General features: G+C 68.6%; 19 protein-coding genes. 6 read left to right on the forward strand and 13 right to left on the reverse strand.

The annotated features are described in order from the left end of the window. The first annotated feature begins 209 nt into the window (after positions 1 to 209). The gene (locus tag KK141_RS08850; RefSeq protein WP_214569360.1) at positions 210 to 1,868 is read left to right on the forward strand and encodes an FAD-binding dehydrogenase; all 1,659 of its coding nucleotides are present in this window, start codon (positions 210 to 212) and stop codon (positions 1,866 to 1,868) included. Further along, positions 1,865 to 2,881, forward strand: coding sequence for a 2-dehydropantoate 2-reductase (locus KK141_RS08855; protein ID WP_250901621.1), 1,017 nt, complete (start codon positions 1,865 to 1,867; stop codon positions 2,879 to 2,881). The genes KK141_RS08850 and KK141_RS08855 overlap by 4 nt, the downstream gene beginning before the upstream one ends. Before the next feature lie 54 nt (positions 2,882 to 2,935). Here KK141_RS08855 and KK141_RS08860 read toward each other — a convergent pair whose 3' ends face one another. From KK141_RS08860 to KK141_RS08900, 9 genes are all read right to left on the reverse strand, one after another. After that, on the reverse strand, positions 2,936 to 4,162 hold the full coding sequence (locus tag KK141_RS08860; RefSeq protein WP_214569361.1) for a low temperature requirement protein A: 1,227 nt from the start codon (positions 4,160 to 4,162) through the stop codon (positions 2,936 to 2,938). 65 nt (positions 4,163 to 4,227) lie between these two features. Then, on the reverse strand, positions 4,228 to 4,542 hold the full coding sequence (locus KK141_RS08865; RefSeq protein WP_214569362.1) for a DUF2845 domain-containing protein: 315 nt from the start codon (positions 4,540 to 4,542) through the stop codon (positions 4,228 to 4,230). Between the two features lie 117 nt (positions 4,543 to 4,659). Then, complete coding sequence (locus KK141_RS08870; RefSeq protein WP_214569363.1) at positions 4,660 to 4,935, reverse strand: DUF2845 domain-containing protein; 276 nt, start codon at positions 4,933 to 4,935, stop codon at positions 4,660 to 4,662. 34 nt (positions 4,936 to 4,969) lie between these two features. Next, positions 4,970 to 5,536 carry a DUF924 family protein gene (locus KK141_RS08875; protein WP_214569364.1) on the reverse strand — a complete coding sequence of 189 codons (567 nt, stop codon included), beginning with the start codon at positions 5,534 to 5,536 and terminating at the stop codon, positions 4,970 to 4,972. A 7-nt stretch (positions 5,537 to 5,543) separates the two neighbouring features. After that, on the reverse strand, positions 5,544 to 5,981 hold the full coding sequence (locus KK141_RS08880) for a DUF2383 domain-containing protein (RefSeq protein ID WP_214569365.1): 438 nt from the start codon (positions 5,979 to 5,981) through the stop codon (positions 5,544 to 5,546). 129 nt (positions 5,982 to 6,110) lie between these two features. Then, on the reverse strand, positions 6,111 to 6,857 hold the full coding sequence (locus KK141_RS08885) for a DUF2884 family protein (RefSeq protein ID WP_214569366.1): 747 nt from the start codon (positions 6,855 to 6,857) through the stop codon (positions 6,111 to 6,113). 70 nt (positions 6,858 to 6,927) lie between these two features. Further along, positions 6,928 to 7,401, reverse strand: a complete 474-nt coding sequence (locus tag KK141_RS08890; RefSeq protein ID WP_214569367.1) for a hypothetical protein — start codon at positions 7,399 to 7,401, stop codon at positions 6,928 to 6,930. Then, positions 7,401 to 7,874, reverse strand: a complete 474-nt coding sequence (locus KK141_RS08895; protein ID WP_345777544.1) for a peroxiredoxin — start codon at positions 7,872 to 7,874, stop codon at positions 7,401 to 7,403. Before KK141_RS08895 ends, KK141_RS08890 begins: the two co-directional genes overlap by 1 nt. 188 nt (positions 7,875 to 8,062) lie before the next feature. Continuing rightward, positions 8,063 to 8,515: a hypothetical protein gene (locus KK141_RS08900; protein WP_214569369.1), complete on the reverse strand. Its 453-nt coding sequence runs from the start codon at positions 8,513 to 8,515 to the stop codon at positions 8,063 to 8,065. A 199-nt stretch (positions 8,516 to 8,714) separates the two neighbouring features. Between KK141_RS08900 and KK141_RS23075 the strand changes: the two genes are divergently transcribed. From KK141_RS23075 to KK141_RS08915, 3 genes are all read left to right on the forward strand, one after another. Then, a complete protein-coding gene (locus KK141_RS23075) occupies positions 8,715 to 9,053 on the forward strand; it encodes a glycine zipper 2TM domain-containing protein (protein ID WP_214569370.1) in 339 nt (112 codons plus the stop codon). Positions 9,054 to 9,086: 33 nt separating this feature from the next. Further along, positions 9,087 to 9,500 (forward strand): universal stress protein, encoded by a 414-nt coding sequence (locus KK141_RS08910; RefSeq protein ID WP_214569371.1) that lies wholly within the window; start codon positions 9,087 to 9,089, stop codon positions 9,498 to 9,500. A gap of 182 nt (positions 9,501 to 9,682) precedes the next feature. Continuing rightward, complete coding sequence (locus KK141_RS08915; protein WP_214569372.1) at positions 9,683 to 10,504, forward strand: ferritin-like domain-containing protein; 822 nt, start codon at positions 9,683 to 9,685, stop codon at positions 10,502 to 10,504. Positions 10,505 to 10,688: 184 nt separating this feature from the next. Here KK141_RS08915 and KK141_RS08920 read toward each other — a convergent pair whose 3' ends face one another. The 4 genes from KK141_RS08920 to KK141_RS08935 form a co-directional block, all read right to left on the reverse strand. Next, the gene (locus KK141_RS08920) at positions 10,689 to 10,952 is read right to left on the reverse strand and encodes a hypothetical protein (protein WP_214569373.1); all 264 of its coding nucleotides are present in this window, start codon (positions 10,950 to 10,952) and stop codon (positions 10,689 to 10,691) included. Beyond that, positions 10,949 to 11,407 (reverse strand): DUF6491 family protein, encoded by a 459-nt coding sequence (locus KK141_RS08925; protein WP_214569374.1) that lies wholly within the window; start codon positions 11,405 to 11,407, stop codon positions 10,949 to 10,951. The genes KK141_RS08920 and KK141_RS08925 overlap by 4 nt, the downstream gene beginning before the upstream one ends. Before the next feature lie 66 nt (positions 11,408 to 11,473). Next, a complete protein-coding gene (locus KK141_RS08930) occupies positions 11,474 to 12,214 on the reverse strand; it encodes a hypothetical protein (RefSeq protein ID WP_214569375.1) in 741 nt (246 codons plus the stop codon). Positions 12,215 to 12,277: 63 nt separating this feature from the next. Beyond that, positions 12,278 to 13,165: a LytTR family DNA-binding domain-containing protein gene (locus KK141_RS08935; protein WP_214569376.1), complete on the reverse strand. Its 888-nt coding sequence runs from the start codon at positions 13,163 to 13,165 to the stop codon at positions 12,278 to 12,280. Between the two features lie 154 nt (positions 13,166 to 13,319). Here KK141_RS08935 and KK141_RS08940 point away from each other — a divergent pair, with 154 nt between their 5' ends. Further along, a complete protein-coding gene (locus KK141_RS08940) occupies positions 13,320 to 15,140 on the forward strand; it encodes an FAD-binding protein (protein WP_214569377.1) in 1,821 nt (606 codons plus the stop codon). Positions 15,141 to 15,152: the final 12 nt, after the last annotated feature.

Here is a 15,152-nt window from a genome sequence, read left to right on the forward strand (position 1 = left end):
CAGGCACGATTCCGGCCTTGGCCCGATGCCATCCAGGATGGATGCCGGCCAGCCGCGGCCGGGATTACTCAAGTTTCAACAGCGCCAGGAGCATGCGCGGCCGGAAGAGGCGGCACGGTCCGGCTCCGCACGGCTCAACCTTTCCACGCTGACCAACCCGAAGCGGACAATGGGATAGGCTCTGGGAATACCGACCGGGGAGCACAGGCATGCAGGATGGCTGGGATGTGATCGTGATCGGAGCCGGCCTGGCCGGACTGGCGGCGGCGACCGAACTGGCGGATGCCGGGCGGCGCGTGCTGGTGCTGGAACAGGAGCCGGAGCAGAGCCTGGGCGGCCAGGCGTTCTGGTCGTTCGGCGGGCTGTTCTTCGTCGACTCGCCCGAACAGCGCCGCATGGGCGTGCGCGATTCACACGCGCTGGCCCTGGCCGACTGGATGGGCACCGCCGCGTTCGACCGGCCGGAAGACTACTGGCCGCGGCGCTGGGCCGAGGCTTATGTCGATTTCGCCGCCGGCGAAAAGCGCGCCTGGCTGCATGGCATGGGCATGCGCTGGTTTCCCGTGGTGGGCTGGGCCGAACGCGGCGGGCATGGCGCGTATGGGCATGGCAATTCGGTGCCGCGTTTCCATGTGACCTGGGGCACCGGCCCCGGCGTGCTGGAACCGTTCGTACGGCGCGCGCGCGCGGCGCAGGCGAAGGGGCTGATCGAGTTCGCGTTCCGCCATCGGGTGGATGAGTTGCTGGTAGAAGGCGGCGCCGTGGTCGGCGCGCGCGGCGCGGTGCTGGCGGCGGATGCCATCGAGCGCGGGCGGCCGAGCACGCGCGACGTGGCCGGCGATTTCGAGAAACGCGCGCAGGCGGTGATCGTCGCTTCCGGCGGCATCGGCGCCAACCACGAGCTGGTGCGCCAGCATTGGCCCAGCCGGCTCGGTCCCGCACCCGCGCACATGCTGTGCGGCGTGCCGGCGCATGTGGACGGCCGCATGCTGGCGATCAGCGAAGCGGCCGGCGCGCAGCTGATCAACCGCGACCGCATGTGGCATTACGTGGAAGGCATCGAGAACTGGAATCCGATCTGGCCGGGCCATGCCATCCGCATCCTGCCCGGCCCGTCCTCGTTGTGGTTCGACGCCACCGGCCGGCGCCTGCCCGGCCCGCTGTGGCCGGGCTTCGACACCATGGGCACGCTGGCCTGGCTGCGCCAGACCGGCTACGACTACAGCTGGTTCGTGCTGGACCAGCAGATCATCCGGCGCGAGTTCGCGCTGTCCGGTTCCGAACAGAATCCCGACCTCACCGGCAAGAGCTGGCGGCAAGTGGCCAAGCGCGCCGTCGGCAAGGGTGCGCCGGCGCCGGTGGAAGCATTCAAGCAGCACGGCCGCGACTTCATCGTGCGCGACACGCTGGAGGAACTGGTGGCCGGCATGAATGCGCTGACCGGCGAGGGCCTGATCGATGCCGCTTCGCTGCGGCGCGAGATCGAGACGCGCGACCTGCAGTTCGACAACCCCTACGCGAAGGATGCGCAGGTGATGGCCATCCATAACGCGCGGCGCTATCGCGGCGACAAGCTGGTGCGCGTGGCCAAGCCGCATCGCCTGCTCGATCCTGCGAACGGCCCATTGATCGCCGTACGCCTGCACGTGCTGACGCGCAAGACGCTGGGCGGACTGGAGACCGATCTACAGGCGCGGGTGCTGGCGCCGGATGGGCAGCCGTTGCCAGGCTTGTATGCGGTGGGCGAGGCGGCGGGTTTTGGCGGTGGCGGCCTGCACGGCTACCGCGCGCTGGAAGGAAGCTTCCTCGGCGGCTGCCTGTTCTCCGGGCGTGTCGCGGGGCGTGCCGCAGCGGCGGCGGTGGCTTGAGCGCGGCGGCGGACATCGTCGTCTATGGCACCGGCAGTGTCGGTGGCTATCTCGGCGGGCGCTTGCACGGGCATGCGGCGGTGCGCTTCATGGTGCGCGAGCGGATGCTGGCGACGCTGCGCGAACGCGGGATGACGCTGACCGATCTGCATGGGTTCCATCGGACGATCGATGGCGCGTCGCTCGATTTATGCACGGCGCCGGCGGATGCCTCTGCGCCGCTGGTGCTGGTGACGGTGAAGTCCGGCGATACGGTGCAGGCGGGACAGGAACTGGCCGCGGTGCTTCCGCCGGATGCGCTGGTGATCAGCTTTCAGAACGGCCTGCATAACGCCGATACGCTGCGCACCGCACTGCCCGGCCGCACGGTGCTGGCGGGCATGGTGCCGTTCAATGTGCTGCAGCGGGAACCGGGTGTGCTCCATCAGGGTTCCAGCGGGGAGCTGATGGTGGAGGAGCATCCGGCGCTGCAGCCTTATCTGCCGATGTTCGCCGCGGCCGGGCTGCCGATCGAACCGCGCCGCGATATGGCGGCGGTGCAGCGGGCGAAGCTGCTGTTCAATCTCAACAATGCGATCAATGCGCTGTCGGGCCTGCCCTTGCGCGATGAGCTCGCGCAGCGCGGGTGGCGGCGTTGCCTGGCCTTGGCGCAGGCGGAAGCGCTGGGGATCTTCGCTCGCTTGAATCTTCCGGTCGCGAAGCTCACTCCGCTGCCGCCGCACTGGCTCCCCGCGCTGCTGAAGCTGCCCGATGCGCTGTTCGCGCGCCTGGCGTCGCGGATGCTGGCGATCGATCCGCTGGCGCGTTCGTCCACCTGGGAGGATCTGCAGGCGGGGCGGCGCACCGAGGTCGATGCGCTGCATGGGGCGGTGGTGGAACTGGCGGAACGTGCGGGGCGCAAGGCGCCGGTCAATCGGCGCATCGTCGAGCTGGTGCGCGAGGCGGAAGCGAAGCCGGTGGTGTGGACGGCCGAACGCCTGCTGGGCGAACTGCGCGAGGCCGCGAGCCGCTAGCGACGTAGGTTGGGGTGAGCGCAGCGAACCCCAACGTGCGCCAGTCCGTGACGCTTATCCGTGCCCCGCGTGCGTTGCCAGATGCTTGCGCATGCCGCGCAGCGACAAGGTCTCCCACACCGCCACCACCAGCAGCACCACCGTGGTGAGCGTGGCCAGCCAGAACACCGTCAATTGCAAAGCCGGCACCGCCAGCAGGGCCAGCAGCACCAGCCCCACCAGATGCGACAGCGGGAAAGGACAGCGGCCCGCCGTCATCTTGAACAGCGCATTGCCCAGCAGATAAAGCAGCGGCCCGCCGATCAGCACGATCGCCACCGGCAGCTCGCAGCGTGCGTGCGGATGGCTGAGGCTCAGTTCGTCGCCCACCGCGCTGACCACGATGCCGGCCACGATCGGCAAATGCAGATAGGTATAGGCCAGCCGCGCCGTGCGCCCCGGATCGGCCGCATGGCGGATCGCGCGGCTGCCGCGTTCCGCGCCCAGGTCGAAATAGATCCACCACATCGCCACGCAGCCCAGGAAGGCCGCCACGAAGGCGGGGGCCGCGTCGGCGAGGGCGCTGGATTCGGCGAAGCTCGACCCGGTGACCACCAGCGATTCGCCCAGCGCGATGATCACGAACAGGCTGCAGCGCTCGGCGAAGTGGCCGCCTTCCACGTCCCAGTCCGCGGTGGTCGAACGGCCCAATCCCGGTACGAAGAAATACGCAGCCGGGCCGAGGTATTCGATGCCTAGCGCGGCGATCCACCACAGGAAGCGCGGCGTGCCGTCCTGCCATGCGCCGATCAGCCAGCAGGCGCCGGCCACGCCCAGCCACAGCAGGATGCGCATGAAGTTGGTGCGCTGGGATGCGCTGCCGCCGCGGTGCAGCGCCCACACCATGAACAGCGAACGCCCCACCTGCATCGCCACGTAGGCGCCGGCGAACAGCAGACCGCGCTCGCCGAACGCCTGCGGCAGCGAAGCCGACAGCAGCAGGCCGGCGAAGGTCAGCGCCAGCATCATGGCGCGCACCGCGATGCGGTCCGGGTCCAGCCAGTTGGTGACCCAGCCGGTGAAGATCCACACCCACCACACCGCCAGGAACAGCAGCAGGACGTGCGCCGCGCCGATCAGGCTGAGGTCGTGCAGCAGGGTGTGCGACAGCTGGGTCACGCCGTAGACGAACACCAGGTCGAAGAACAGCTCGATATTCGTCACCTTGCCGTGCCCGCCGGCGATGCGTTCGCGCAGCAGGCCGGATCGAGCGTGGTGCGAAGCAGATTGAGGCGTGGACATGGCGGGCTTCCCTGGCATCGGCGCCTTTATGGCACGGCATCCGTGCGCCGGCTACGGCGCCGCCGCTATTCGATACGCGCCACCTTGCCCTGCACCAGCACGACGGTGACGGTGCGGCGCCCCTGGCGGTATTGCCAGCGCTCGCCTTCCGTCGCCTTGCCTGCCGCCTGTTTCGCGCGATTGCCGCCCTTGGCGCTGCGTTTATTCGCCGCCTTACCGGCCTTGCCGCCGCTGGCCTTGTGAACCGGCTGACCCAGCAACTCGACCACGCGCGCCGCGCTGTCACCGGTGACCAGCACCTGCTGCCCGACCCGCAAGCTGTCCGCCCATGCCGGCGCTGCCGCGCAGAGGCAAAGGACTATCCACATCCAGAAACGCATGATTCACTCCCATGGCGCCACCGGCGCCGTGGGAGTGAATTTAGGCTTGCGCGGCGAAACGCATCAGCGGCGCATGCCGCCGCGGCATGTAAGGCAACGCCGCGCGGACAGGCAGGCTCAGTTGCTGAGTTCCTCGATCTTGGTCACCTTGCCGCCGATCACGGTGAGGGTGGTGACCTTGCTGTTCTCGCGCTGGTATTGCCAGCGCTGGCCGACATAGCCGCCTTGCTTGCTCTCGATCGGCTCCTTGAAGCTCGGCTCGCCAAGCAGCTCGATCGCGCGCGAGGCGCTTTCACCCACGGCCAGCACCTGGCTGCCGACACGCAGGGTGCTGGCGGCATGTACGGCAACGCTGGCCAATGCCAGCACGGACATCAGAACGAGACGGCGCATGGTGGAACTCCTTTCCAGGCAGGGGTGAGGGAACTCAGAAACCGGCGCCGGGCTGAGCCAGGTAATGCAGCTCTTCCGGTGTGCAGGTGCGGCCGAGCACGGCGTTGCGGTGGGGAAAGCGGCCGAAGCGCTCGATCACCTCGCGGTGGCGCTGCGCATAGCCGAGGTAGTTGGTGTAGACGGCCTCGCCGGGAAACGCCGCGCACAGGCCTTCGACCAGGGCCACGCTGCGGTCCTGCAGGGCGCGGTCCTCGGCATGTTCCAGCGGCATGTAAGCGAACACGCGCCAGGCCGGCGGCAGCCGTTCGTCGAAACCCTGTGCGATGCCCTCCAGCGCCAGCCGCTGCGCCTTGGCGTCGCAGGCGAAGGTGCGCGCATCGCCGCGATGGAGGTTGCGGCTGAACTGGTCGAGCACCAGCAGCAGCGCCATCCAGCCTTCGGGCAGGGTGATCCAGCTGTCCAGTTCCCCGCGCGCGGCCGCTTCGTGCAGCGCGCCGAAGCGGGTGCGGATGGCATCGTCGAAAGCGTCGTTGCGCTCGAACCAGAGCGCCTCGTGATCGGGATCGAACCAGAAGGCCAGCACATCCTGCGCGTCGGTCATGAGGTCCTCAACCGTGGGTCGTGCCAGCAAGGCAATGCATGTCGCGGTGCATGCCGTAGAGCCGGTCGAGCTGGCGGCTCAGGCCCGGCTCGGCGCGGCCGGCACGCTGCAGGCGGCGCTCGAAGCTATGCAGCAGGCCGCACTCGTAGCGGGCCAGGCACTGCACCCAGGCCGTGTCGCGATGTGCGGAAAAGCGCGTGGACAGGTCCGCCAGCAGCACCCGCAGCGAACCGGTGGGCGTGCCGCGCTGCGCGGGTTCGCCACCATCGGCGCTCACTTGCGCTTGCAGGTCGGCGATCAGCGAATCCAGCGTCTGCAGATTTTCGAACAGCAGGATCTGCAGCGCCGGATCGCGCACCCGCTCCAGGGCCCGCCGATGCAGGTCACGGTCGTCGATACCGCGGCGGATCAGGGCGTTGAACAGAGTCTGGTCGAGATGCGACACGGCGACCGCCTCCGGGCGGTTCGGTGCTTGGGGTAGTGGACGATGCGGCTATGCTCGGACTCGCCCGCTTAGCGGCGCATTAATCCCCGGGTGTCCAAAAAAGCGGCGCTCAGCAACGGTTTGCCGACGTCATTGGGCGATCTGCAAAAGGTTCAGAGCTCGTCCGTTGGCGCCCGGCACGCCCTGCTGCAATTCGGCCAGGCGGCGGATCGACGGGCACAGGGCCTGGAGCTGCGGACGCAGTGCCTGCATGCGCTGCTCCAGCCGCGGGCGCAGCTGGGTGGCCAGGTCGCCGGCGCGGTCGCGCAGGCTGGCGGCGGCTTGCATGTCGCCGCTCATGGCGGCCTGCACGGCCTGCTGGCCGAGGTCGCCGGCGATCACCGGCAGCAGGTCGCCCGCCACCTGGTTGGCGTACTGGTCCGCCAGGTCGCCCTGCCAGTCGTGGGTGCTCTGGCTGGCGTCGATGCGTTGCTTCAGCTGCGCCACGCGGGCGTCCAGGCGCCGGTTCAAGTCGGCCATGGAGCCGGCGCTCAGGCCCAGGTTGGCTGCTTCTTCGCGCACCGACTGCGCCAGCAGATCCACGCCGTTGCGCGCCACCGTCTTGGCGCGCGGCGCCAGGGCGCGCAGTTCGCGTTCGAACAGGGCGATGCGGTCCTGGTCCTCCGGCCGCAGCGATACCGGCTGGCCGTCGGTGCGCAGGCTGCCGTCATGCAGTTCGACGTGGAAGGGCGCCGGCTGCGGCCGGTCGAACGACAGCTCGGCCGGCTTCAGGGTGACGTCGTAGCTGCTGCTGGCCTGGCAGGTGGTGGCCAGGTCCTGCGCGTGCAGGCCCAGGCTGGCCAGGGCCAGCAGGGCGGAGGGGATCAGGCGGCGCATGCAGCGTCCTCGGAACAGGAGGCATGCAGCGATAGCCCGTCGCCGGACAACCCGGGCTGAACTTACGGCTTCAGCGGCGCCGCGTATGGAACTGCGCGGCGACCTTGGGGCGGCCCATGGTCCAGGCCAGCCACAGCAGCAGGGGCACGCCGATGGCCATGATCGCGAGCTGCACCTGGAAGATGCGCCACGCGCGCTCGACCATCATCAAGGCCACGTCGCCCAGCTGCGGATTGGCCAGCGCCGCCTGCCGCGCGATGTCGAACCGCTCGTGCCCCTGCCACATCGCCACGCCGGAATAGGCCGCCCAGCACGCCAGCAGCACGGCCGTCGCGCGCATCGCCAGTCGCGCCCAGTCCTGCCGCAGCACGCAGCCGGCGCAGACCACGATCACGCCCAGCGCCCCGGCCAGGTAATCATAGAAACCGAAGCGCAGGTACTGCACGCCGCCATAGGCGGCGAGCAGCAACAGCAACCAGACGGCGACAGGCCACGCGGCGAACTCGCGCGAGCCCGCCGCGTCCTTGCGCACCTTCAACAGCATCAGGAAGAAGCCTTGTCCGAGGACTTCAGCGTGGTCAGGTCCGACTGCACCTGGGCGGAGTTCTTCTCCGGATCCACATCCTGGTAGACCTTGGCCACCTTGCCTTCCGGATCGATCAGGAAGGTGGTGCGCTTGGCGTAGTTCATGCCCATCTTGGAGGTCAGCACGCCGTAGGCGGTGGCCACCTTCTTGTCGCTGTCGGCCAGCAACGGGAACGGCACGTGGTACTTGGCGGCGAAGTCGGCATGCGACTTCACGTCATCCAGGCTCACGCCCACCACCATCGCGCCGGCCTTGCGCAGCTTGGCCACGTCGTCGCGGAAGGTGCAGACCTGGGTGGTGCAGCCCGGGGTGAAGTCCTTCGGATAGAAATACAGCACCAGCCAATGGCCATGGAAATCGGCCGGCGTGTGCCACTTGCCGTTCTGGTCCTGCAGGCGGAAATCCGGCGCGGCCTGGCCTACCTGCGGCAGCGCGGAAGCCGGCGCGTCGTCGGCGAAAGCCGGGGCGGCCAGCCCGGCCAGGAGAATCAAGGCGAACAACAGGAAGTTACGGCGCATGACGGCACTCCATGGGGAAAAGGGAACTGGCGGAGTGTACGCCTGCGCCAAAAAAGAAGGGCGCCCGAGGGCGCCCTTCCGAAGCATCGAACCAGCAAAGCTTACGGACGCTTGATGCTGAACTTGCCCACCGATATGCCGAGGTTCACGCCCTCGCCCGTACCGGCCAGCGCCAGCGACGTGGTGCCCTTGGTCAGCACCTGCGCCTGGCCGCTCTTGACCACGCCGGCCTCGGCGCCCGCCTGGGCGTAGTCGCCGAATACGTCGTCGATCGAACGCACGTGGCTGATGTCGCCCTTGCCGTCGTCGATGCGGTACTTGCCTGCCGTCAGGCCGCCGCCGATCACCTCGATCTTGACCGTGGCCTTCTGGCCGTTGTCGCAGGTGATGGTGCCGTTGCCCTCGGCGTGCTTGTAGATGATCGACCAGCCCGAGAGATTAAACCGCAGCTTGCAATCCACGTTCGCGTCGGCAGCCCGTGCGCTTCCCGTCGCGGCCATGCCGCCCGCCATTGCCAGCACCAGAGCCATCATTCCCATCGAACGCTTGATCATGTCGCTCTCCTTTAACTCGGTTGGGTCAGTACCCGGTCGCCATGGTAGGCGCGGTGGCTGAACGGACGGCGAAGCCGGGTGGTGCCGTTCAGCGTTCGACAAGGCCCGTGAGAGCCGCGTGCAAAACGTGTGTTCTTGATCTACCGCTAACGGAAGCCCGCGCAGACTCTTGTTCCACCGGAACCGATAAGGACTCGCCATGAACACGCGGACCGCCTTCGCCTTCGGCCTTTCCTGCCTGCTGTGCGCCGGCAACGCGGTGCATGCGCAGAACTCCACCAGCAAGCCGCGCACGCGCACCGTGTGCGAGAACGTCACCGTGCAGGACCAGCCCAAGGACCAGCACCAGATCGCCGGCATGGCCATCGGCGCGGTGGCCGGCGGCGTGCTGGGCAACCAGGTCGGCGGCGGCAAGGGCCGCACCCTGGCCACCGTGGCCGGCGCGGTCGGCGGCGGCTATGCGGGCAAGAAGATCCAGGAAAACCAGCAGTCCAAGAAGACGCATGTCGAACGGCGCTGCCGGCAGGTCGCATACTGAGTTCCACGCTCCATCCGCCCGAGGAGGCGGCTCATGAAGTACTCGCTGGTCGGCTATGACGGCTCGCCTTCCTCGCAGCGCGCGCTGCGCTTCGCGGTGGCGTTGGCCCAGGCCTGCGGCGGCCGCGTGCGGGTGGTCAACGCAGTGAAACTGGTGGAAGGCGCGGCCGATACCTGCGCCCTGCTGATGGCCGATTCCGGCGCGCAACGCGCCGGCGAACTGCTGGCCGAACTGCGCGCCCTGCTGCCCGACGCGGCCGGGCTGATCGACGTGGAAGTGATGTCCGGCTGCCCCGGCGAGGTGCTGCTGGAACAGGTGCGACGGCACGGCATCGACCACATCGTGATCGGCCACACCGAGCGCGGCGCGCTGGGGCGCTGGCTGCTCGGTTCGGTCTCCGACGATATGCTCGCGCGGGCGCATGTGCCGGTGACGGTGGTGCGCTGAGGCGGCGGGGGCGCAGCGCGCAACTTCTTGCCGTGCCCCGTGGCTCGTCCAGGCCGGCTCTTCCAGGTCGGCAGTCATTAATCCCAGACCCCGGTCTCGTCGTATGCTTTGTCATATAACAGTCATGCCAGGCCGGCGCGCGCCCCGCTCCGAACGGCCCGGGCCCGCACAGGAAATGCCGCGTGAGCTACAACACCACCCTGCCCTGGACTCTGGACAGCTTGGATCTGGACCGCATCGAATTCGAGCGCGTCCGCCACAACGAAGACCTTTTCTTCCTGCTGTGCAGCGCGTCCTTCGTGGAAAGCGGCTCGGACCTGTACACGCATAACCTGATCGACCACTTCGCCGGCGACGAGGCCCTGCAGACCTGGCTGAGCCAGCACTGGGAACACGAGGAACTGCAGCACGGCCGCGCGCTCGCCGCCTATGTGCGCAAGGTGTGGCCGGAGTTCGATTGGGAGCGCGGCTTCCGCTCGTTCTGGGACGAATACGGCAAGGTCTGCACCGCCGACGAACTCGAACCCAGCCGCGGCCTGGAACTGGCCGCGCGCTGCGTGGTGGAAACCGGCACCGCCAGCCTGTACCGCGCGCTCAACGACATCACCGACGAGCCGGTGCTCAAGCAGCTCACCAACCACATCAAGAGCGACGAAGTGCGCCACTACAAGCACTTCTACCAGCACTACCGGCTGTACCGCGAACGCGAAGGCTTCGGCCGCTACAAGGTGTTCCGCACCCTGCTGCGCCGGGTCAACGAGATCAAGAGCGAGGACAGCGACATCGCGCTGCGCCACGTGTTCAACCAGTGCTATCCGCAGCACGTGGACAACCAGGCGGAGTTCAAGCGCATCACCGGCCGCGCCCAGGCCCTGCTCCGCCGCAACATCCCCGCCGAGATGACGGTGAAGATGCTGCTCAAGCCGCTGGACCTGCCGCCGCGCGTGCAGGGCATGGTGGAGAAGCCGCTGGCGAAGATTGCGGAGAAGCTGTTTCTCAACTGACTTGAAGCCCCTCTCCCCCTGGGAGAGGGGTTGGGGTGAGGGTACGGGCGGAGCGCGAGGGTGATGTGCACCGCTCCGGCCGAACCCTCATCCGGCTGCCGCCACCTTCTCTCCCACGGGGACTACCTTCGGGTCGCCGATGGGAGAAGGATTCCATCTTGGACTGATACGGGAAACCACGAACTCAGTCGCTGCCGATTACCGACTCCTGCTCGCGCTCCCGCGTAGCCCCCTCCGGCCAGTGATACCAATCCTCATGCGGCGAAAACTGCCGGCACGACGGGCAGAACGTGATCTGCCAGCGATAGCTGCAGCCGGGGCAGACGCCGGCGGTCCAGAACGTGTTCCACACCGTGCCGCAGCCGCCCATGCGCGGCGAGCATTGCCAGCGGTCCTCGCCCTGCGGGCGCCAGGCGCAGCGCGGGCAGAAGATCTGCGGCTCGTTCATGGCGAAGGTTTATCCGCCGCGTCTGCATCGCGCTGCGCGGACTGGATCTTGCGCTGCTCGTGTTCGACGGACTTGAGTTTCGCCAGGTCCACCGGGCGGATCTCGCCGATGGTGCAGGGGATGTCGCGCCGTCCGGTCAGCACCTTGTCGAAGCGCACCTGCACTTCGTTCAAGTTGGAGGTGAGGCCGATGGCGTTGGTGAATTCCAGATCGGGGCACGGCCCCATCACGCTCACCAGATACGCCTCGTTCGGCCGCGTATAGATGGCCAGCTGGCTATCGCCCAGCGGTTCCCACGAATACAGCTCGAAGAAGCGGAAGCTGCGCACCGGATCGCGCGCGGCTTCCTTATAGGCGGCCTGGCGCGCGCCGATGCGCTGCGCATACGGCACGCTGGAACATGCCGCCATGCCGAGCACGGCGATGGCGGCGAACAGAACACGGTGGGCGAACATGGCATGTCCTCCAGTGGAAGGAGACCCGCATCGGAACGCGCGGCGCCTTCCGCGGTGCACCTTGCGTTATTTCTTCTTGGCGCCGCCCTTGCCCACCGGCTGCCACTTGTCCGCATCGAAGCCGCCGACTTCGTACACCAGGGTGAGCTTCTTCTCGCCGTCCTGCATGGTGACGTCGATCGACATCTTCTTCGACTTCGCCAGCATGGCGATGAACGCCTTGTCGTCGCGGATCATCAGCGCCGGCTCGCCGGTGCTCGGCGCGAACGCCTTGATGCCGGTGTCCTTGCCGTCGACCACGGCCTTGAGCGTGCAGTTGCCCTTGCACACGAAGCCATGCTCGCCACCGGCATACAGGAAGGCGTTCTGCCCCCACTCGGTGTGCCTGCGCAGCACCAGCCGCACGCGGTCGTTGCCGGAAGGCTGGCTGCTGTAGATGGTGGCGGTGGACTGCGTGCCGCCGGCCATCGGCGACACCTGGTACAGCCACAGGCCCTGCAGGCGGTTCTTCTCGCTGTTTTCCTTCCAGCGCTTTTCCACCTCCGGCAGGGTCTGCTGCACTTCCTTGGCGGCCTCGCTGCCGGGGTAGCGGCTGACGATCTCCTTGCCCATCGAGGTGGCCATCTCGTCGTTATGGATGCGCAGCAGCTGGCGGTAGGTCTCCAGCTTCTGCGCCGACTCGTCGGCCTGCGGCGCCTGCGCCGGTGCGGCGGCCTGGTCGCCGCCGGACGGCGAGCAGCCGGCCAGCACGCCGGCGAAAACGAACGAAGCGGCCAGGACGGCAGGGCGAAGGCGCGGCAGGTTCATCGGCGGTACCCGTGAGTTGGAAAGAAGCCAAGAGTGAAACGGCGCGCCCGATGGCGCAACCGCTCAGGCGCCGGCCGGCGCGTCGCCGAAGCGCTCGCGCAACTGGCTGCGGTAGCGCCGGCTGCACGGCACCACGGCGCCGTCGCGCATGCGCAGGCGCGCCTCGCCGGCGTCCAGCGGTTCGATCTCGGCCAGGTAGTCGAGGTTGATCGCAAAGCTGCGGTGCACGCGCAGGAAGCGGCGCGCATCCAGGCGCTCCTCGATGCTGGCCATGGTGCTGCGCAGCGGATAGTCGCGGCCGCGCACATGCAGGTTCACGTAGTTGCCCGAGGCCTGCAGCCATTCGATCTCGCTGGCATTGACCAGGAACTCCTTGCCCAGCTTGCGCACCAGGAAGCGCTCCGGCCGCTCCACCGGTTCCACCGGCGGGCCTTCGTCGGGCTCGGCCAGCAGGCGCGCCTCGCCCTGCCAGCGCATCAGCCACAGCCGGGCCAGGCTGACCAGAGCGATGATCAGGAAATAGGTGCGGACGTCCTTGAGGTACTCGTAGCCGAAATTCGGCCACCAGGTGCCGAAGTCGTAGTGCCGGCCCATCGCCGCGTAGACCGCGCCCCGCAACGCCACCATGCCGGCCACGTGGACCAGGCTGAACGGCACGCTGGCCAGCAGGTGCCAGGGCAGGCTGGCGCGCCAGCTGTCCAGGCGGAACGGCCAGCGCTGCTCCACCGCCAGTACGGCGGGGATCAGGGCCAGGATCAGCAGGCCGCTGCTCCACTCCCAGGTCCAGGGTTCCCAGGCCGGCAGGTGCGGGTTGTCCATCCGCGCGACGATGGCGTTGAACGTCGTATTGAGCAGGGTGACCAGCACCCAGAACACGCGCACCACCGGCCGGCGCCAGCGCTGGAAATCCCGGTAGTCGAAGCTGGCGTCGAAGCTGGGTCGGTTTTGCATGGCCGGCATTCTACGGGCGCGGCGGCTCGTCACCAGGGTCCGCCATTCGTCCCTTGCAGCCCGCGATCAATCACTTGGCGCTGGGTTGCCCGCCGCCCGCCGCACAGCATGGGTGGCATCCGGCGCCGCCGCGCCTTCCACGAGCCACCCTCCGATGAACCGTCGCGACCTGCTCAAAGCCTCCCTCGCCCTTCCGCTGCTGCCGCTGGCGCTGCGCGCCGGGGCGATCCCGTCCGCCGGTGCGGCCCGTCTGCTGGCCGGCCCGCTCGCCTTCCAGCGCGTCCGCCCCGGCCAGCCCGGCTGGCCGGCGCCGGCCAGGTGGGACGAACTGCGCCGCCAGGTCGGCGGCCGCCTGCTGCAGCCGCGCTCGCCGTTCGCCGAATGCCCCTCCGCCGCCTGTACCGAGGCGCTGAAGCAGCTGGACAACCCGTTCGCCCTCGGCGACGACCCGGCCCTGACCCAGACCAGCGGCTGGGCCGACGCCTGGACCTCCCAGCCCAGCGCCTACGCCGTGGCGGCCGAGAGCGCGGCCGACGTCGCCGCCGCAGTGAACTTCGCCCGCCAGCACCGCCTGCGCCTGGTGGTGAAGGGCGGCGGCCACAGCTACCAGGGCACCTCGGAGGCGCCGGACTCGCTGCTGGTATGGACCCGCCATATGAACCGCATCGAGCTGCACGACGCCTTCGTGCCGCAGGGCGCCGCCGGCCGCACCGCGCCGCTGCCGGCGGTGAGCGTGCAGTCCGGCGCGCTGTGGATCGACGCCTACGACGCGGTCACCACCCAGGCCCGCCGCTACGTGCAGGGTGGCGGCTGCGCCACGGTGGGCGTAGCGGGGCTGGTCCAGAGCGGCGGCTTCGGCAGCTTCTCCAAGGGTTTCGGCAGCGCGGCCGGCAACCTGCTGGAGGCGGAGATCGTCACCGCCGACGGCAAGGTGCGCGTGGTCAATGCCTACAACGACCCGGAACTGTTCTGGGGCATCAAGGGCGGTGGCGGCGGCAGCCTGGGCGTGGTGACGCGGCTGACCCTGCGCACCTTCGACCTGCCGGAGTTCTTCGGCGCGGCAATGGGGCGCATCAAGGCCTCCTCGCGCGAAGCCTTCCACGCGCTGATCCGCCGCTTCGTGGCGTTCTACCGCGAGGCGCTGTTCAACCCGCACTGGGGCGAGCAGGTGGCCTTCCGCGACGGCGACTCGCTGAAGATCTCGATGGTGTTCCAGGGGCTGACCCAGGAGCAGGCGCAGCAGACCTGGGAACCCTTCCTGGCCTGGCTGAAGGAGCATCCGGAATACACCGTGGTCGAACCGGTCCACGCCATCGCCCTGCCCGCCCGCCATTTCTGGGACGCCGCGTTCTTCCGCAAGCACGCGCCGGAATACATCGTGCCGGACGACCGCCCCGGCTCGCCGGCGCACCACATGATCTGGCGCGGCGACCACGACCAGGTGGGCTGGTTTATCCATTCCTATCAGTCGGCCTGGATGCCGGCCGCGCTGCTGCAGCCGGGACGGCAGGACGCGCTCGCCGATGCCCTGTTCGCCGCCTCGCAGCACTTCGACTACGCGCTGCACTTCAACAAGGGCCTGGCCGGCGCGCCGGCCGATGCGATCGAACGCGCCCGCGACACCGCGACGAACCCCGGCATGCTGGAGGCCTTCGCGCTGGCCATCTGCGCCAGTGGTGGCGAACCGGCCTTCACCGGCATGCCCGGCGGCGCGCCCGAGCTGGGCAAGGCGCGCCAGCAGTCGCAGAAGATCGACCAGGCCATGCAGGCCTTGCTGAAGGTGGCGCCGGATGCGGGCTCCTACGTGTCGGAGAGCGATTACTTCCTGCGCGACTGGCAGCAGCGCTTCTGGGGCTCCAACTATCCGCGGCTGGCGGCGGCGAAGCGTCGCTACGATCCGGATGGATTGTTCTTCGTGCACCACGGCGTGGGCAGCGAAGCGTGGAGCGCCGATGGGTTCACGCGTCACGCGTAGGTTGGGGTGAGC

Source organism: Dyella sp. LX-66 (genome assembly GCF_018599165.1).
GTDB lineage: Bacteria > Pseudomonadota > Gammaproteobacteria > Xanthomonadales > Rhodanobacteraceae > Dyella_D > Dyella_D marensis.